Genomic DNA, 20240 nt, shown 5'->3' with positions numbered 1-20240 from the left:
ATTTTCCAGAATTTTTGGGACCATAGATAAAGTTACTCTCAACCCAATACCTACCAGAAAATTCTGGACCATAAATAAAATTACCATCAATCCAATATGTTGTATACATAAATATCTACCATTCAAAATTGTGAACTTACATCTATGTTTAGAAGTTGTTTTGACTCATTTGTAGTTATTCCAGTAAATATGAATTCCATCTACTCGTCAACATTTCGTTTTATTTCCGCATGAAATATATTTATGTCTGTTATATCAAAAAACTTTACAAGCTGATCATAATCAATAATCGCTTCTTCATCATTAGCAATTAAGACATGTAAATCAAGGTCAAAAATTTTTAGTTACTTGATTAAATCTTTAACTTTCATTTTTTATTATCTCGACAAATTATTTCATATTTTTTAAGTATTAGAAGAAGAATAAACGATTCGTTAATCTATAAAGGTTTTATAGATTTATCATAATTTTCTAAATAAATTATATCATTAGGGCTATCTTGCATTAAGGGTTTGGAGATAAATATTATCTAAGTTACTTAAATTTAACTGACAACTTGTGTGTGAGGTCGATCTAATTCAGTGAATTTATTTAACACGGCTACGCGTGTATAAATTTCATTAATCTGACTAAGAAAGAATGTTGCCGTTAATTTATCGCCTAATAATTTGATACAATCCATCTTGGTTTCCACCAAACTTCGACGATGATAGCCAGATCTTTTTTCAATAATGTCTTGCCTAAACATTTAACTTTTCAAAGTAGCTCATTTTGCTAGAGCTAGATAATCTTTGTATTTATCCAAGACTTAGCAGAATCACCGTTTGCGCTCGCAGATCTATAACGAACTGACGGCATTCTTTGGTGTCATAGGCTCCATCAGTATAAATAGAGCTAATCTGCTAATCTTATGGAATCTGATTGAGTAAATCACTAAGTACCTTTGAATTAGTAATATTATTTATGATGAGCTGTACTGCACGTATTTCAGCGTCTATACAAATCTGGAACTTACGTCATTGGCGACGATATTCAGTCTGATGCTTCTTCTATTTCCATTCACCCTCATCTAAAAACTTTAGACCACTAGAATCCAAGATCAATAGAAACCTATCACTACTCTTTTGATAAAGTATTGCAATATTATAATATAGTTCTGTCTTCTACAAAGCGTCGTACAATCTGGTGTTGATCAATCTAATCAAGCTCTAAACAAATCCTGTAACCATGCGTAGAGAGACGAAATAAAGATTTTATCGTTAAAAAGCATTTGATGGCTGTGTCGGAATAAGTCTGATTTCGATCATGCTTATTGACTCATCGTCGATACCGTCTATGACTTACAAGTTTTGTTCCTTATTGAACTCGGTATCAACGTTTCCCTATACTTCTTTTGATTGCACGATAGATTGTTAATCGAGAACGGCCCAACTCCCAAGCAAGAATCGCGATTGAACTTTTGCTTTTCAAAGTAGTATAAATCTCGTATCTTTCTTTTTGAGACAGTTAGATTAATTTCTTTATTGTGTGCTTTACAATTGATAGTTGAAAAAGTCTTATATTTCTATAAATATACCTAAATTTTTCAACTAACTAAAATGTATTGTAATTGGAACTCGAATCTTCAAAGCTGAATGAGTAAAAAATGTATATAAATAATATTTTTATAGAAAACATGGGAGCAATTGAAAAACTCCAACTTACATCAAGTCAATTAATTAAGACTGATAAAAATCCTAAAACCCTGATTCTTGTCGGTAAAAATGGTACAGGGAAGACAACCTTACTATCAAGTATAGTAGACTCATTATATGAGTTATCTAATAGTGCTTTTAGCGATATTTTACCAAAAAATGGTAATGGCTATAAATATTTTCGTATCTCTGGTGCTTCAAATATGCGAGTAGACTCGAGTTATGCATTTGCCTATATAGAATATAAAAATAAAGATAATCATAACTATGAATATATAGAGAAAAATGGTCAAATATCATCAAGCTCTTTAAAAGAAAAAACTCAAAATTTATTGAGAATTAATATCTCTGATAAAAATGGTAATTTTAAAGAAATAACGAATACTGAGGAAAGTTCAGAATTTAAAAAAGATTTTTCTTCAAACTCATATTGTTATTTCCCTTCAGATCGTTATGAACTTCCATATTGGTTAAATAGAGAAACGATAAAACAAAGTGAACAATTTGTTGATATCAAAAGATTTAATGATCAATTAGATCGAGAAATTCTAGTCCGTAGATCTATTGATGACATTAAGCAATGGATTTTAGATGTTTTTTTAGATTCAAGAGCAGATCTAGTTTTTGAGGGTCCTAATGTTTCTACAAAAATTTCGACGAGTACTTTGAGGTTGTTAAAACAATCAATTGAAAATATTGAAAATATTATTTCAAAGATTGTTCAAACAGATATTTCTATTGACCTGAACTTCAGAGGGCATGGACATTCACGTATTAAATTAGTTGAAAAAGGCTCAAGAAAAATTTTTAGCCCAACCCTAGATAATTTATCGGCAGGTCAAAGTACACTTTTAGGTATTTTTGCTACTATTATTAAATATTCAGATAGACTAGAAATCAATAAAAGTATTAATCTAAATGAAATTGAAGGAATCGTGATCATTGATGAGGTTGATTTACATTTACATATAGAGCTTCAATATCAAGTATTACCACAGCTTATTCAGTTATTTCCAAAAGTTCAATTCATTATCACGACCCACTCACCTTTCTTACTAGCAGGTATTTCAGATAAATTTACACTTGATGATTACGTAATGATTAATATGCCAGATGGAGTACTTATTGAAAGAGCTGATGATTTTGAAGAGTTTACGAAAGCTTATAGCTTATTCCAAGATATTACTAATGCACACAAAGAAGAACTGAATATTCTCAAACAAAAAATTTTAAGTTCTACTAAACCTCTTATTATTACAGAAGGTAAAACAGATTGGAAACATTTAGTAGCTGCTTTTAAACAGCTAGGCCACGAGTACGCTGAGCTTGATATAGAATTTCTTAAATATGAAGATGAGCTTAAAATGGGATCATCTGCATTGAAAACTATGTTAGAAAACTTAAAGAAAGTTCCGCAATCTAGAAAAATAATTGGTATCTTCGATAGAGATGAACCTGCAATTTTAAAGGAGTATGGTGAAAATTTTTATAATGATTTAGGAAACAATGTATATGTATTATGTATTCCTAAGATAAGTGAAGCATTAGACCAGATATCTATTGAATATTACTATCCTGCCTCTGATTTAAAGAAAGAAGATAAACATGGAAGACGATTATTTGATGGTCTAGAATTTCATAAAAGCGGTAATAGTATGTGTGGAAATTTTCAAGCTCAAGAGAAAAGTAAAACAGGTAAACAAATAATTATTGACAGCGGAGTTTTTAAGTCAGATGATCTAGAATGGCAGAATTCAGTAGCTTTAAGTAAAAATAATTTTGCAGAATATATTTTAAATAAAGAAGCAGAATTTTCTGACATTCAATTTTCAAATTTTAGTAAAATATTTGATATTATTAAAGCTATATCAATCTGCTAAATATATATTTCAAAGAAGCCTAACAAGCTTCTTTCTAAATACTCATTATTAAATTCAATCCACAATTAAGAAAATCAGGTTTTTATTTCAATCAAATTTATACAATTTTCATAGCTCAAAAAATTTCCTAAATTTTAACAAAATTTTGACTATCTATATATCAAGTTTTAAGAGAATTATTTCATTTATTTTTTTATTAATAAATTTACAAATAATTCCATAAAACACACAGAATTTATAAAAATATGATTTAATTAAAATTTGCTATATCTTTAAAAAAATCACAATCATTCATAGCTAAACTTGAAAAATTGAACAGAAGAATTGATGTTTTAGAATTGCGTGTTGGCTTATAAGCTTTAGATAAAACTATCAGTGAATTTTTAGCATACTGTTTTAAGCATTAAGAATTTGAGGTAGCAATTTTTTAAGTTAAATAAGTGTGCTACCCATAATTATAGTTGGTGGATTAAGGTTAATAGAATATGTACATAGTAGTTCAAATCTAATCTGTTAAAAAACAAATAGGCGTGAGATAAGATTTGAGCTACTAAAATAACAATTATTGAAACTTAATGTGCAAAGTAATTTGCATAATCCACCATAATTATGAAATTTCTGAAAAACTATCATTACACTAAAATAAAAACTCTATCACTAAAAAGCCGCCTGCTGCTGCTTCGCCTTCTGTTGAAACTGCTTTTTGTCTTGCGCATCCATTTCAGCTTTCATTTTGCTGTAGCTTGCTTTGTCTTTGATCTGTAAAAAAGTGGTCGTGTCAGGCCAGCCACGATAGACCACAATAGCCATACCGTTCTTAAAATTCCACGTAAAGCTTGCTTCTCCTACATTTGTATTTCCTGAACGCTGGCTTGGTTGACCGTATTTGCTGGCCACTAAGTTAGCCACTTCTAAAATTTTCCCTGTATTCACAAACGCTGGAAACTTGTATTCAGCATATGCAAATTGCCCGTTTGAGGTATAAGCAAAATTTAAATCCGTTGCACCATCCAGTACACCATTTGCATTGTATTTATCCACCCAATACTGATCCTCTTCACGGATCGGCTTTACTGCTGTGCCTGCGAGTACGGTACGCATTTTATCGCGTGAGATGCCTTTTAGTTCGGCATTGAATAGCTTAGGATCGGCGAAGACAGATGTCGAGACTATTACTGAACACGCAATGATGGCAGAACTCAATAAATGACGCATAAGATGGTTTCCTAATTATAATGATGTGAGGTGGTTGAGTCTTAAAACGCACTCGAATCTTGCTTTTGACTGTCATTATTTGACTGATCTGATTCAACTGCTGGTGAGTTGTTACTCGCCCCAGATTGAGTCTTTTCAGTATCATGTGATCGTGAGGATGGTTGAGTAGATTCATTCCAGCGTTTATCGAAGTCTGCTCGCTGGCGATTAAAATTCGCCTCGAACTCAGCGCGTTGTTTTTCAAACTGCGCCTGCCTAGCATTTTGTTCATCTATGAACTGGATCAGTTTTTGATAAATCGGTCTGGCCTGTAAAAGCTTTGGATTTAAATCAACGAGTTCCCTAGTCTGTTCATAATGCTGTTTGGTTTCAAGCCATTCTTGCTGAGTGATTTCAATCCAAGTTTCAGCCAACAGATTTCGTTGGTTGGTTAAATCATTCTTGGTGAATTCTTGAATAGATTTATAGAAATGTTCCTGACCATCACCGCTACGACGTTCATAACGATAAGCAAAACCATAATTGTTGTAGGTATTACTGCTTTCAAATGAATTGATTGACGTTTGAGACGCTGTAAATTTGGCATTAGGGTCATCGCCCATCATGACTCTGTCATTTTTTGCGACTAATGCTGAAGAAGAGTTATCCTCGTCTCCAACAGTCTTGGTATGAGTTGAATCTTTCTTGCTACAACCGTTACCTATCAACAGAGTCAGCAAAACCAGAGCAGTCAATCTCTGTTTCGACATTTTAAAATTCCTTATTATTTTTTATTGGTGCTGATTGATGCTGGATAAGTTTTAAATCCTAATTTTTTTCGGTTTGCATTTAATCCATCAATATCTTTTTGAATGATGTTACTTACGGCATCATTTACAGCATTTATTAATAGCCTTTTTTCAACAGAGCTACTTTGTTCTGAATTACTCCACATAGATCTACTATAGGTATTTGATTCGATCGGTAGATTTTTATCCATGACTGTCGCAATAACTACAGCAGTGGTTTCTCGATCACTTGTACCAGTCATATATGACAGCTTAATTCTGGCATTAGCATTATTTAAACGTTGACAGAGCGCATCATAATTATCAAATTCAAATTTAAATTTATTTTCTTTAGTGATGGCAATTAATTTATCATCAGAACTGTAAGTAATAGAACAATTTGAGGCAGCAAATGTACTGGTTCCGATAGCACTCAATAGACTGAGCAAAAATAGTTTTTTCATGAAAATTATCCTTTCTGGTTATAAAAATTAACGAATAGTGCGAATCAGTGTATTTTCTAGATATCGATTGGAAAAGTTATTCTCAAACCAACGCATGGTGGCTTGGCCAAAATAGATGTTGGTATAAACGCGACTGGCAACACCGATGATTGAAACGGTTTGCCAAGAGCGAGTCATAATCGCAACAGGACTGCCGGTTTGATCGAATTCAATAAAGACCGGATCAAAACCATAGTTATTTTGCGCACCTTTAAACTCGATGATGGTCTGTTTTAAATGCTGATTGATCTCTGCATTGAGCGATGCTTTATACATCCGTACTTCATGGCCTTGTGCTAAAGCCTGTTCGATAAACAGTTTTGCGGCTAAGTCTTTTTCTGAGATATATGCACCATTACGAATGCGACGATTCGCTTCATCAAAATTTGACTCTTGAAGCACATATTTTTCTAAATATATGGCGCTGAAATTTCGTTCTTTTAACTCAAATTTATCATTGACTAATAAGGGATTAAGCTTCATCTGATTATTGCCATTTGAGTTATGACTCAAAATCAGAAACTTATCTCGAATCGCGGGATTAGCCATTTCATCCCATACCCGTTGTGTACCTTTACTGACCCAGCCGTCATAAACCTGAATCCCTTTGGAGACTGTCCCCATGGTGGTATTTGCTGCATCTTGCATGTGTTGGCAACCGCCAAGAGAAATTGCTGTAAGCACTGTGAAAATGATGAGTGATTTCTTGTACATGTAAAAATCCCAAAAACAATATAAGGATTACTGTCCGTGGACTAATAATCCGCAAACTTTAATAGTTTTGTTCTTTAAGCGAATAAAACTTATGAATGATTTGCCCCAACAGATCGGATGCTTAATACGCAAGCAACGTTCAGATAAAAAGATCAGCCAAGAAAAGTTAGCTTTGCTGTGCAATATTGATCGTAGCTATGTAGGTCGAATTGAGCGCGGAGAGGTCAACATTACCGTGATCAAGCTATATGAGATTGCTTCTGTCCTAAATGTTAGCCCCAAAGATTTAATGCCTTAGCCAATTATAGATGTACCTATTTTGGGTACAAAATATATTGTATCCATAATGGGTACATGACATCAAGTATTAATACTCAAGAAATGCTAGCTTTAACTCAGTGGTTAAAGTCGATGCGCGAAGAACAGCACCTTTCTATGCGTACTTTAGCGGAACGCATGGAGAAGCCTCATTCATATATACAAAAGGTTGAGCAAGGTGAACGACGATTAGATGTTGTGGAATATATTTGGTATTGTCGTTCACTAGGTGTGAATCCATATCAAGGCTTAGATTTGATCCAAAAAATAATAATTGATTAGAATTTTATTTAATCATATAGAATGGAAACGGTTATAAGTTCATAAACAAGCTAATAAAATCCACACATTGCAATATACCCTTCGAACTTTATAAAAAATTACTCATAAAATTCTGAGCTTTCTTTTCATTTAAAGTTTTGGAAATATCCCGTGGTAATTCTTCACCACAAGTCATGTAAACATAGCGCCTTAAATCATACTCTTCATAGCTTTCAGCGTAGGTTTTATAACGCTTAATAAACGATAAGTTTAATTGCGGAAGTTGGGCATCATCCCATTTTTGCTGGGTTCGGCTGTAATAGAACTTCTTGCCAAAGGTGTATAGCCGACCTGCCTGCTGGCGATTCCCACGAAATACGGCATAAGTATTCATATACTTTTGCCAGACTCGCAAGTCATTCAATGCCTTGTCTTTCTTCGGTTGGGAAATAATCCGATTAATGATTCGAGTCAGTTCAACTTTTTTTTGAACAATGACATCCTGTTTAAAACGCCAAGTCCAAGAATAGCTTTTACGCGGTTGACGAAAAAACTTCTTTTGGTTCGGAGCATATTTCTTGTGGCTCAGTCTAACCAGTTCAGCATCAGATGATCCAAAAGCCAAACTCAGATAAGGTTTTTGAAATACAGACCTGAGTGCTTCTGTATCTTTAAAATAACGATAGATAAGCTCAATATCTTTTAATTCAACTTCTTTATTCCAAGAGGTCGGGGTTAACTCGTTAATCTTATCTTGAACATAGCCCTGCTGAGGTTTAGCTGTAATTTCTGAATCAAGAGAATGCTTAGAGTGCTGTTGGCTAGTCGGTGTAGTGATCAATAAGGTAAATATCCATTTATTGGTATAAATCACATCCTGCACAATCAGGTCGGCAATGGGAAAACCTTGTTTCAAACGATAGTTACGCTGCCGACTGGTCAAATTCAAATGATATCGCTGGGTCAATTTTGCAATGACCTGTGCAATATCAACCTCTTTTTTAAGGTAAGTATCAATCTCAAACTGGGTGTAGTAATACGCACCACGAGTCACTTTATCCTGAATTTTTTGGGCGGTGTATTTGATGTGTGGGGAATAATCAATCATTTTTTATCACTCAACTATACAGTTCATGGGTAAGTCGGCAATACACTGATCCAAACAAATTGGGCTTACTTCAAAGGATGTCATTCGACTAAAGCAAAGCATCAATTTGGGCACTTTTAATGTTTGAGCGTCAGCTTAAACATTCATGGCATTAGCCATGTTTATCTGCCTCGTCACCTCAGTTCGTAAGGTGACAATAAAGTAGTTCCTAGACGACCACCACCGACCTAATAAGTTGATCTTATATCAGTTGAATTTATATATCAATATTATTTATATATAAATGTGTTTTAATGATTAAATTTGATATAAAATTCTTAAATACTTTTAATTGATTAAGTTAATTTGAATCCAAAGAGTTAAACAGTGTATTCTGAGAAAAAATAAAATTGGATTTTAAAATGCTTTCACCAATTCAAAAGGTAATTTTTGATGATTTTAAAAGACTAATAGAGACATTTTTTTCAATATTTAAGTTTGGAATAGGTATCGGTGCTGCTTGCCTCATATACTATTTAATAAAAATTGAATATTTACCTAATGAAATATCCTTAGGTGATGGATTTGTATTATTTTTTGTAGCTATCGTTTTTGCTTTTATTTTAACAATTTACATTGCTTCAGAAATAGTTCTAGGAATGACTATCTGTAATTTTTTTTCATTCCTATATATCAGATTTATTTCTAAAAAAAATAGAGAAAAAATATACATTAAATTAAGCCAAATATTAAGACTAAAACAAGATCGAAATAAATTTTTAATTATAAAAGTAAGGAAATTAGACTATATATTTATGATTCCTCTGATGGTGCTATTACCATTTTTATGGGATTTCTCTTTTTGGGGATTTCTATGGGCTTCAATCATTGGATTGGTTACTTATTTATTTCTAACAATAATGTATACTTTATCAAAAGAGTATAATTTTTTTGATAGATTTAATGGTCATACCGATGATGAAAAAGATTCAGATTTTTATAGAGGTTTAATTACAAAAGTTAACTACAAAAATAAAGATAATCAAAATGTTATCAAATTTTCCTTACTAATCCTAATATTTTTCCCTATTCTTTATAGTGCATATTTTTCTAACGTTCCTTTCAAAATAATCTCATCAACAATGAGTTTAGTTAGTATGAGAAAAGAAAAAACCACACTTTATATAAAAAAAGAATATGCACAAATTATTTTAGAATCAAATCAGGCTCTATCGCCATATACATATTATTCTATACCGAACGTTACTATATTATTTAAAGGTATAGGAAAAAACACCTATTTAGAGATAAAAAAAGATAATGAGGTTAGAAGATTTGAGATTCCTAATGATGCGATACTAAATACTGTCATTATTAAAGAGAAATAATTTTATCCGAGCTTTAATCTTCTTGAATTTCTTTAATACTCAAACTCATCACGATAATGAGCATTACAATAAAAAATAAAAGTTTATAATGTAATGTTCGTAAACTGAGTTCTCGATCTAAAAGAAGGTCTTGGATAAAATTTGATGGATAAGCTACACCTTGTTGATTTGTAATTCTAATTGGATAAAAGTCACCCTGACCATTTTGCAATATAAATCCATATACAATAGTCATTTCTTTCGGATGATCCTTTAAGAAATAATATACAAACGAAAGAACAGAACTACTCACTTGTAGGTTCTCATGTTTGTAAAAGGTATAAGGCACATTATAGTAAGTTTTACCTTTATCTGGGTATATCTCGTCACCTGAAAGTTTAAGCAGAGTCGTTGTTTTGGATTTATGTGTAGTAAAATTTCCTTTAATTCCAATGATTGGACTATGAGGAGGAAGATCTCCAGAAATAGCTCGATAATCCAGATACCCATCAACTAATAAAAAACCTGATAAAAAACAGATCAATATCGTTAATTTAACATATCTATGCTTACCAAACTTTGTGTCGTTATTAATCTCTTTAAATAAGAACACTAGTTCCTTGATTGTGTTAATCATAATTTTTAAGAAATTGTATTTCTGTTTTTTAAGGCTGAATTATGACATTAGCTTTCATCCTATGAAAGAATAAAACGCGGACTAAGATTCGCAAATCTATACTTATCAGTGAAATTTTCTTTTTAATAAATTTATATCAATATTATTGATATAAATAATTATCTAAGCTAATATGTGTTCATATCAATCGAATCGTGGATTCACCATCCATCCTGACTTTTCTTTTTTGAAAGTTTTTTGGATGGCTGACCACCATTCAAAAACTTTGATACATATTGCCCTGAATATAAAGACCAACTATCTTTATATTCGCCGATGTAGCGGACTGCTGGAGAAATCTCGCTCGGTACGCTGCAACGGGGGCTAGAGAATTGCAATATTCTCTTTCTATCCGTTCATTCACTTTTTAAGAGTTCCAAGCAAATAAAAAGTGGTTGGGCGACAAGGACACGGGAACCTATAAGTCGATGATGTTTTGATCGGTGAAGTGGTCATCAGGTTTAAATGAACCTGATTAGATGAAATATTGGTGAATCGATATTTTGTTGAAACCCTGTTTAGAATGAGACAGTGAGGAGCAGTACAGGACGTGCGATTGTCTCCGATAAAAACTGAGTGTGTATGCTCGATCGAACAAGTTTTACTTGGAAGAGTATGCTCATTTCCAGTCACGATGGCTGCTGAGAGTATAGTGATGTACTAGGACTTTGAGGCAAACGCTGGAAAAGTTGGCACCATTTGGCTCAAGCTGAATGGGTCGCTGGATAGCTTAAACGTGTAACGGCATTAATCGATAGATGCTGACTGGAGTGTAAGAGCTTTACCCTTGTTGAAGTTGTGTATACATCATATCCCGATATTTTTTAAGGAACTACGGTCGGGGGAAACTGGAAGTATGTATGCAAGCGAGAGGATAAGCGGTCTGCACGATAAGATATTCTAAACTAACTTGGGAAGCACTTAAAAAATAGACTTGAATTGGTTAAAAGTCTGCTGTTTTTTTTTAAGTGTGGGAGCGATGGTGAGTAGCGCATATAAGACAAGGCAACTTGTTGAAATTGTGATTCCCCCAACCCAAAGTTTTTTTTAGGTCGGAGGAATTAAGTGAGATAGCTAGCTGAAAGCGAATCCTAAAACAGTCTGAAGTAAATGATATTCAGATTGCTCACTGCGAAAACTGGAGTCGGCACATGTGTGAGCATGTTCGGTAATATGTGAAAAGAAAGGTTAATGGAACACTGGTCGTGTTTCTAAGTCAGGGATTGGTCTCCCTGACTAGGCCAAGGTTGATGGAGTATGAGTATTCTGAGGTTTGGTCACTGAAGAAATTTACTTGTACGGGTTAGTCTGAGACTCAAATCAGAATAATGCTACACCAGCATGAAAATATCGTGGCTTGTTTTTCCATATGAGACAAGCATAAAACTGTTATTTTGCAACAGAAATATAAAGTGGAATATGGCCTGAATCGGCATGAAAAAATTGAATAGTCAATCAAGACGTAAAAATTTGCTCAACAAAGTGCATCAACAAATGAAATTTAGGCTCGATCCCTTAGGGACGAGCCTTGTCTAACTTAGTAGATAGTCTTTCTTTTACCAATCAAATCTTTCACTTCTTTGCCTTTGCTCTTCTTGATCCCGTTCTGTCTGTTTTTCAATTTTATACAACCATTCTTTTTCTTTAGCATCTATTAAAGTTAATAATTCAGGATATTCTAGTTCAAATTTTTCTTTTAACAAATGGATGGATAGCAACCTCCTATGCATTTCCTCTGACCAACTCCCAGAAGCGGAACGTAAAGTAAAGATATTTTCTTCAATAATCTGATCTAATGTTTTCTGAGCAGAGCCACTTATATCTAGTAATTTCAACACTAGATCTAACCAAAAAATTTGACCATTATCTTGAATAATAAATAATCTAGAATTTGCAATCCAGAATTGTAATCTCTCTTGATCGTGACCAATCCAATTTAATACACTTTCCTCATTTGCATAAACAAGAACTTTTCTTAGATCATTACTCCAAAGCTTATCTAAAAATTCTTGATCGTCTAAGAATAGAGGAAGAAATAGATCTGTACTCTTTTCAACACAAATTTTTAATAACTTAAAGTTTTTTGAGTTTCGATGCATAGAAATATATTTCTCATCATCAAATAAGCTTTTTACTGCTTCAATAACTTTCTTTCTAAGTGGTTCATCAAACGTAAATAAGTATTCTAAAGCATCTTCACTATGATCATACAAGTTATCATTTTTGAATATTGTTTTAATTTCATTTAGGAGAATACCCATATATTTTCTATTTAATTTTTTTTGAAAAAAACATTCTTCTAAAAGCTCGTATCTAATTTGATCAGTTGCTCCTACAGAAATCAATGCATCGAGTAAGATTTCAAATTGATCATTAGTGATTCTATTGTGATATTTATTTGCAGACAATCTTGGAAAATTCAGAACATCAATTTTTTTATCAATGATTAACTTACTAAAATATTGGAAATCATCATCATTTTGACACGCTTGAATCAACAATAAGCAAATAGTATGTTTAAAACTATTATTCTGCCTTAAAAATTCTATAAAAACATAAAAATTATCTAATGAATTATTCTTAAAACCGACTAACAGGCCTACTAAAAACTCAGAAGAACGCATTGATTTTTCAATATTAATATCACTTAAAGAGTTTATGCATTGATTTATATCAATAAATATTTTTGAGCTAGCTTCTCCTAACTTTATTAGATAATTATTTTGCATCCATCCAGTATTCGCTTTAAGTAGTAGATCAAGATTTTCTATTAATTTCTCTACTTTCGTTAATTCATTACTAATATGATGTATTAGATCTTCATAGTTATCAAAATCTGGAATTCGTATTGCATATTTATCATCATTTTTTTTAGTCATTTTATATAAATCATGATCAGATATCAAAATATATGATTTGATTAGTTCAGTTAAATTATCTTTTGTAGGTCTCAAAGAGCGTTCTAGATTTTCCAAATCTAATAATAATTCTGGAGCATTAGTGTTCAATTCTTCTTCATTAAATTTAAGGATGTTTAAAATTCGAGTATGTGCCTCTGAAAAGTAACTTCTTTCACTAAACTTTTCTAAATATGCTTTTACAAAATCAACCTTTCCACACGTCCATATAATGTCTTTAATGTTATTTAAAAAAATTTTTCGGGCTTGTGCAACGCCTTGCTGATCCAACTTATTTAATATTTCGAGTAAAAATTCAGTCCATGACCAAAGTTCATCATAAGTTTTTGGTTGATAGCCATAATCTGATGATCTTCCACCTTCATTAGATCCGAGAATAAGATAACCAGACTCGTGGAAGTTTAAGGCTTTAGATAGGCAAGCTAATAAAATTGGTAAATTTTCTTCATTAGCATGCAATGTAGTAAGTACTTCTTTTTTTTGTTCTAAATTGGCTAAAGTCTCAGATATTCGTAGTCTAAATAAAGATGTCAATAAATCCATAATGGAATTATTTCTTTCATCCTCTTTTTCGTCCTTAGCAAAATAAACAAGCAAATGAAATGCTTTTGCGAAGTTATGCTCTTGGTAGGCTAACGCTCTAATTAAATGAGAAATCTCTACAAAAGAAGGGTTTTCACGTGTTAAAAAAATTGGATCTAACTGATGCTTTCTTTCAAATAAATTAAGAAGTTGGTCTTCATCTATTTGCGATAGTAGTCTTATTTTTACTAAGTCTTGAGCATCATAATTTCCTGTTAGAATTTTTTCGCCAAGGAAACCTTCATTAGAGAACCATAAAGTGACTAAATCCTTAATTTTGGGAAGATCATGAAAATAACTCAGACGTTTAATAAAAGATCGCTGTAAACGTTCAGGCATTGACTTAGTTAGTTTATCTAGTTGATTAACTAACTTTGTAGAAATTAACTCTTTAGCTAAATGATTTGCCAGTGCATGAGGTAGAATTGCTCGCCATACGCCACGTTGTTGAACTATATCTTTACTTTTCAAAATCTCAATTGCTTCAATTGCGGTATCAGAGTCCACCTTTGCAAGGTTAGATAAAAAATCCAATTCAGAATTTTCTTCACCGCTATCTTCTATATTAAAGGAATAGACTAGAGCAAAATTTTTCGCAACTTTAAATAGCTCCTCATTTTGTCGACCTTTTTGCCAAAATAGTCGTTCAAATAATTCACTATCAGTGAGTAATGCTAGGTTATCAGTTTTCCCAATATTTGATGCTATGGCTAAGGCCAATCGATAATTCCCACCTGAGAAATCTGCAATTTTATGTCGGTTCATATCATTAACATCAGGATAATGTCGTTCAATTACTTTTTGAATAATATCTGTACTGTTTGGTTGAAGCTTATAGACATCAGTCCTTTCTGGTAGATCATCTTTTACATCATATTCGATTGTTAAAAGTGAAATTTCAGTACTCTGAATTTTTTTGGTTAAATTGGCATGAGTATCTTGTCCACAATTATCTACAATTAGAATAAAGGGCTTATTTTTTAATTTTAATTCTTCAATAAAATGTTCAGGGAGTGGATTTGGAGAATCCCCAATATCACAGTACCAAACAGATCGAACATCTAAATTATTGTCACCTATTCGCTTATCAAACAAAGCTTGTGCAAAACGTGTCTTTCCTACGCCAGATAAACCTACAAACCTTACAGAAGTACCACCATGATAAAGTTTAGCTCGAATTGCGTTGATACCATCTACAACATTAAGTTCATTATTACTTTTGTTTTGTGGAGTAATGACTTTTATATCATTATCAACAAAATACGCTTCTTCAACACTTACTTTTGTATTTGACCAATCATCAAAACGCTGCCAACCTTGCTGAGGTTGTTCAGTAAAAAAATATTTGGATAAATCATCATGTTCCAAAGTTACAAACTCTGATTCAAAAAATGATGCCTCTCTCCATTCAATTGTAATTCTAAGCTCTTTCGCTTTAGTTTCAATATCTATTAAAGCCTGCGGTGTGGTCATTTTATCTTCTTTCTTGCAATATGCTTGCCCCCAGAGTTGATTTGTATAAATCAGTATTTTAGTGAGTTTAGGATAATCTCTTTTCGCGTTATCAAGCATATCTATAAAATCAATTTTATGAGCAGAAAGAGAAGTTGTATAAAATTTGGTTTGAAAGCCAATAGTTTCACCACCTTGCTCAATAGGATTTTTCTCGATACCAGACTGATTTTTAAAACCGAACCATCCTTTAGGTAAGTTGAATTCCCTGCAAAAAAGTAGATAAGTAAACCATTCGAATGTTGATTCTTTGTCTGTTGAGAATTTTGAAGAAAATATATCCCAATTTGGTTTGATCATTTAAGTTTACCTAATTTGATTAATTTCTAATTTTATTAATATCTAAAGGATTTATATAAGCTTTGGCTGGAGTATTTGATGTATTTCTCAAGTAAATTGAGAATCTATTAATGTTATTAGATAAAGACAGATACATTAATCTTTCCCAATTATTTACTCCTAAATATCTAGCTATTGACCTAGCTCGACGATCTAAATGTCTCTTTAGTGCATCAGTACCATCAAATTTCAAAATATCCTGATATTCAAGCAGATTTTTTTTTAAGTTACTAGATGCTTTCAGTGAATATCGATTTAAAATATCTAATTTGCTTAATTGCCATTCGACACGTTTTTTTTGACTGAGAAGCCAATTATTTGGGCAACTAACAGAGTATGCAAAAGTAGGCTCATTATTATAATTAAAAGATGTATCACAATTTAGAAAATTATCATTCAAAAAACTACTGAAATATGGGTGTATAAATGTTTCAATAGTATATTCTCCTACATGTTTTAATTTTTTTTGATTACATGTGCCACAACTAGGTAATAAATTGTATGACATCACACATAGTTGTGGAAAAAATAGGTCAAAATTAGAATCAATTTGGCCCTCAGGTAGAAAATGATCGATATTTTCAAAATCTTTAGCGCCACAATAATAACATTGGCCATTATTATGATTTATGCATATAGTTATTAATTGTTGAATTGGGTGCGTAGGCACCTTTACTTTTCTATTTTTTGTATATAACTCAAGAAAATCTTTTTTATTAATGTTGTAATATTCTTTAAATTTATGATGCTGTTTTATTCTTGTGTAGAATAATGTTCCTGCAGTTGCCATTAATTTGTATTTAAAACTAAATATTTTTAAATCTGTGTAAATATTATTAGTGTAAATTTGATGCTTTAAATTTTCACTGCCCTTTAACTTAACACAATATTCAAACAAGCCTATGTCTTTGCATAGTTTAGGTTTGTTTTCTTTTGATGGGTCATACAATTCTGGTTCAGAAAAATAACGCATTATTAAAATCCATCATTGTTTTTGAAGTAGGTTTCTAATATTGATAAAATTACATTGACTGCTTCTGAGCCTAATTCATTATCAAATTCCTCTAAAAACATTCGATAACCATGATCTACACTATAGATATAGTTTTTATTTTTCTGAAAAAAATCAAATAATAATTTGTAGTATCCAGATTCATATACTTCTAAATTAAAAATCTCATTTGTTAATATATCTACCCGTTCACCAAATGTATTAATATCAACATTCTTATAAGTCTGAATATTACCAAACCTTTTTATTACTTTGATATCCTTTTTTGGAACCTCTTGTAATACAACTGGAGAATGAGTAGTTATAATGGCCATAGCATTGGTACTAATCATAAGATCAGCGAATGCTCTTACATATGCTGATAATAAGGGAGGATGTAAATATAATTCTGGCTCGTCATAAAGAACTAAAGTATTTCTATCGACTAGATCAACTAACTTAAACAGTGTATAAATCACCATTTTATGACCTGAACTTAGAATGTCAAATAATCTAACAACTTCTGTCTTACTTATTTTTTCTTGATTAATTTTTTTTATATCTAATTCAGATATTAATTGTTTAAATTTAAAATTATATAAAATACTATCACTAGAAATTATATCTAATAAATTTATCAATAATTCTTTTTTGGAAGAGCTGAATAAACAGTTTCCTAAGCTCTCAATAAATTCATTTTTTAAATCAATACTTCTTGTAATATCTCTTTCATTTTTTAAACTTATTAGTCTTACACTTTTTAGATAATCTTTACGACGTAAATAAACCTTATACCCTTCAAGTTTATCAAAAGGGCTGAAAGATACTAGAACTATATTTTTAATTTCTTTAGTATCAATACGATCATTAATATAATCAAGAACAACTTTGTTTAGTAGTTCTGATTTACCAGATCCATTACTACCAATAAGGACCTTTATGTTGTTTTTAAATTTGGTGTTACTAGTTATATAAAAATCCAAATTTTCACGATCATTAAACTTTAGAGTGATCCCCATCCCATTATTTATTTTTTTTCTTTGAATAATGGCTGAAAACTGATCCGTTATATTCTCATACGATGTTGATCTTAAAAAAGACCGTTTAAAAACATCATGTTCTAATGCTTTATGGAGTATTTGTCTATTTTTTGCGACATCATTTAAGGAGTCGTAGTAATGAGAAATTAGTTGATGATTATTGTGAAATATTTCATTAACATTTTCATAATATTCATGATCTATTCCCATAGAAAAAAAATCATTATCTATATTTTCTAAAATTTTTCCCTTTATCTTAGGGTTTTCGATGGTTGAATACGATTTTTCTCCAATACCACCTTGAAAAATGTAGCCAATTTTACATGATCCTAATTTGTATATTTCTTTACTTGAATTGTTTTTAATTGTGATATCAAAAATTGTTTTATAACCAAAATCATCCCAATAGGAAGCTTCTAAAACAATATAATATTTACAATCAGGAGTGATTATATCTATAATGTTTCGACTGTCTTCTGGAGTTTTGAAATGAAATAACATTAAAGGCATTTCACAATGCAGTATGCTTGATGTCCCAAATAAGCCCATTAAGATCCCCAGAATATTATATTAGTGTATGCCATAATAGCATATTTCATTATTTTTCATTCACATAGTAGTTTAGCTTCTTCAAGAATCCAGTTTTCAAAACCCTGCATATGCATACCAAGCATATCCATAGGTCTTACCGTATAATGCTTTTCAGTAATTGAATCAGCCTTATGTCCACTAATCTGATGTGTAACACCTTTGGGTAACTCTATCCATCCTGAAAGTGTCTCAAATGAGCGTCTTAATCCATGTATCGTGATATTGATATGTAAAGTTTTTCGTATCTTTTCAAGCTCTTTGTAAGGATTAACAATATGGCCTGTTTCAGATCTTTCACTAGAGAAAACATAAGCTGAATCCGTATGGCGTTTAAGCTCTTTTAGCTTACTTTCAATGTATTTTGTCATAGGGATAGTACGACCTTCATCAATTACTTTGTCTTTGAGATGTATAGTTTTCCATTTAAAATCAATATTTTGCCATTCCAAAGTTAAAATCTCATTCTTACGGGCGCCAGTTAACAAGGCAAAAATAAAGAACACAGATATTTTTTTATTTTCTATTTCTAAGATTTCTTTAAACCAAGGCTTTAATTGTTCTTTCAAAAGACAGTCATTTTTAGCTTTAGTTTTTTGCACATCTCTTTTAACTTTTTTTGAGCTATATGAATCTTTAGGTATTATATTTGAATATGCCTCTTCCTCTTCGCACCAGTTTAAAAAAGCCCTTATTAAACGATAAGATTTGCTAGTTGAGGTTTTTCTAAACTGATTGTTTTTATCCAGCCAATTTACAAAAAAATCTTTAGTTAATTCTGATAGTTTTAATTCTAATAATTCATGAATTGGCTGAGGTTTATAAGTTTTATTCGTAGAAGGATCAAAACCACCACGTGCCATTTCAATATGATCTAAATAGGAACGTTCTCTCCAATTTTTTTTATTTTCCTCTAGATATTTTCCCCATGCATCTTGAAATTTTATATTTTGCCTTTTTATTTGGATATCATGTTCTTCACCTTGAGATATTCTTTTCTTCTTTTCATGCACAGGGTTGATTCCATCATTGCAAAGAACAGCGAATCTATTTGCCTGATCTTTAGCATCTTTCAATTTCCAGTTTTTGACATCACCGATTTTAACACGAATAGTCTTTCTTCCAACCCTACCTTGAAATACATATGACTTACTTCTTGAACTGACTTTAACACCAAATCCTGAGACCTCGCTATCCCAATAAAATTCTGGTTTGCTAGGATCATTAAATTCTAGTGAATCGATAAAAGGTTTTGTGAGTTTCATAATGTCATTATAGTAAGCGAATGGTAAGCATATAAATAATACTACAATCAACTTAAAGGCATAAATAATTTTGGATTTACTTTTATAAGCTATTGTTATATATAAATATTAAATACAAGTCATTGTTTTTTTAGATTGGATAAAACGGACTCATAATCCGTTGGTCCCGTGTTCGAGTCACGGTGGGCCCACCAGATACAACCTCATAAACCATTGGTTTATGAGGTTTTTTAATGCCTACCATCTTTGGACCATCGGATTTTTGTGTCTATCTTGTGGTCCATCATGTCTTATACTCCTGTGGTCTGATTGCTTGTTACTCTCATTCTCTGCAAGCAATTCATCTTCTCTGGCTCATCAACAATTGTGATGCTCACTTCTCTTGCTTCGCTTCAGAGCAATCGGCGATGAACAGAGGCGTGTATTGTGGGGGCACAATGTAATTGATCTTCAGTTTCGATTGTAGCCCAGACGCTGTAATGGCTTAGACAAGAAGCTTATGGGGGACTTTTGCTAGTAAGGC

General features: G+C 31.8%; 14 protein-coding genes and 2 pseudogenes. 4 read left to right on the top strand and 12 right to left on the bottom strand.

Annotated features, from left to right (window positions below; all coding sequences use genetic code 11):
- Nucleotides 1-544: 544 nt before the first annotated feature.
- Both QLG00_RS10535 and QLG00_RS10530 read right to left on the bottom strand, forming a co-directional pair.
- Nucleotides 545-1311, bottom strand: a pseudogene (locus QLG00_RS10535) (IS5 family transposase); the annotation flags it as partial.
- Between the two features lie 63 nt (nt 1312-1374).
- Nucleotides 1375-1506 (bottom strand): annotated as a pseudogene (locus QLG00_RS10530) (helix-turn-helix domain-containing protein); the annotation flags it as partial.
- A gap of 139 nt (nt 1507-1645) precedes the next feature.
- Here QLG00_RS10530 and QLG00_RS10525 point away from each other — a divergent pair.
- Nucleotides 1646-3574, top strand: coding sequence for an AAA family ATPase (locus QLG00_RS10525; protein WP_282470950.1), 1929 nt, complete (start codon nt 1646-1648; stop codon nt 3572-3574).
- A gap of 657 nt (nt 3575-4231) precedes the next feature.
- On the opposite strand, the gene QLG00_RS10520 is transcribed toward QLG00_RS10525, so the two are convergent.
- Genes QLG00_RS10520 through QLG00_RS10505 form a run of 4 tightly spaced genes read right to left on the bottom strand, consistent with a single transcriptional unit; the run spans nt 4232 to nt 6773 of the window.
- Nucleotides 4232-4789, bottom strand: a complete 558-nt coding sequence (locus tag QLG00_RS10520; RefSeq protein ID WP_282470949.1) for a hypothetical protein — start codon at nt 4787-4789, stop codon at nt 4232-4234.
- A 41-nt stretch (nt 4790-4830) separates the two neighbouring features.
- Entirely contained in the window at nt 4831-5538 is a 708-nt protein-coding gene (locus QLG00_RS10515) for a hypothetical protein (RefSeq protein WP_282470948.1), read from the bottom strand.
- Between the two features lie 14 nt (nt 5539-5552).
- Entirely contained in the window at nt 5553-6020 is a 468-nt protein-coding gene (locus QLG00_RS10510; protein ID WP_282470947.1) for a hypothetical protein, read from the bottom strand.
- A gap of 27 nt (nt 6021-6047) precedes the next feature.
- Nucleotides 6048-6773 (bottom strand): hypothetical protein, encoded by a 726-nt coding sequence (locus tag QLG00_RS10505; RefSeq protein ID WP_282470946.1) that lies wholly within the window; start codon nt 6771-6773, stop codon nt 6048-6050.
- A gap of 91 nt (nt 6774-6864) precedes the next feature.
- Between QLG00_RS10505 and QLG00_RS10500 the strand changes: the two genes are divergently transcribed.
- Together QLG00_RS10500 and QLG00_RS10495 are read left to right on the top strand one after the other, a co-directional pair.
- A complete protein-coding gene (locus QLG00_RS10500) occupies nt 6865-7071 on the top strand; it encodes a helix-turn-helix transcriptional regulator (protein WP_282470945.1) in 207 nt (68 codons plus the stop codon).
- 56 nt (nt 7072-7127) lie between these two features.
- The gene (locus tag QLG00_RS10495) at nt 7128-7373 is read left to right on the top strand and encodes a helix-turn-helix transcriptional regulator (RefSeq protein ID WP_282470944.1); all 246 of its coding nucleotides are present in this window, start codon (nt 7128-7130) and stop codon (nt 7371-7373) included.
- 88 nt (nt 7374-7461) lie between these two features.
- Here the strand turns inward: QLG00_RS10495 and QLG00_RS10490 are convergent, their stop codons facing one another.
- A complete protein-coding gene (locus tag QLG00_RS10490) occupies nt 7462-8460 on the bottom strand; it encodes a hypothetical protein (protein WP_282470943.1) in 999 nt (332 codons plus the stop codon).
- A 401-nt stretch (nt 8461-8861) separates the two neighbouring features.
- Between QLG00_RS10490 and QLG00_RS10485 the strand changes: the two genes are divergently transcribed.
- On the top strand, nt 8862-9827 hold the full coding sequence (locus QLG00_RS10485; protein ID WP_282470942.1) for a hypothetical protein: 966 nt from the start codon (nt 8862-8864) through the stop codon (nt 9825-9827).
- A 13-nt stretch (nt 9828-9840) separates the two neighbouring features.
- Here the strand turns inward: QLG00_RS10485 and QLG00_RS10480 are convergent, their stop codons facing one another.
- The 5 genes from QLG00_RS10480 to QLG00_RS10460 all read right to left on the bottom strand — a co-directional run bounded on the left by QLG00_RS10480 (nt 9841) and on the right by QLG00_RS10460 (nt 19717).
- Complete coding sequence (locus QLG00_RS10480) at nt 9841-10419, bottom strand: hypothetical protein (protein WP_282470941.1); 579 nt, start codon at nt 10417-10419, stop codon at nt 9841-9843.
- 1619 nt (nt 10420-12038) lie between these two features.
- Nucleotides 12039-15794, bottom strand: coding sequence for a hypothetical protein (locus QLG00_RS10475; protein WP_282470940.1), 3756 nt, complete (start codon nt 15792-15794; stop codon nt 12039-12041).
- 19 nt (nt 15795-15813) lie between these two features.
- On the bottom strand, nt 15814-16806 hold the full coding sequence (locus QLG00_RS10470) for a hypothetical protein (RefSeq protein WP_282470939.1): 993 nt from the start codon (nt 16804-16806) through the stop codon (nt 15814-15816).
- Between the two features lie 2 nt (nt 16807-16808).
- Nucleotides 16809-18413: an AAA family ATPase gene (locus QLG00_RS10465; RefSeq protein WP_282470938.1), complete on the bottom strand. Its 1605-nt coding sequence runs from the start codon at nt 18411-18413 to the stop codon at nt 16809-16811.
- Between the two features lie 56 nt (nt 18414-18469).
- Nucleotides 18470-19717, bottom strand: coding sequence for an integrase family protein (locus QLG00_RS10460; RefSeq protein WP_282470937.1), 1248 nt, complete (start codon nt 19715-19717; stop codon nt 18470-18472).
- Between the last annotated feature and the right edge of the window lie 523 nt (nt 19718-20240).

It is taken from the genome of Acinetobacter sp. V89_7 (assembly GCF_029967895.1).
Classification (GTDB): domain Bacteria; phylum Pseudomonadota; class Gammaproteobacteria; order Pseudomonadales; family Moraxellaceae; genus Acinetobacter; species Acinetobacter soli.
The sequence above is the reverse complement of the archived record's forward strand: the minus strand, read 5'-3'. Positions and strand labels throughout refer to the sequence as shown.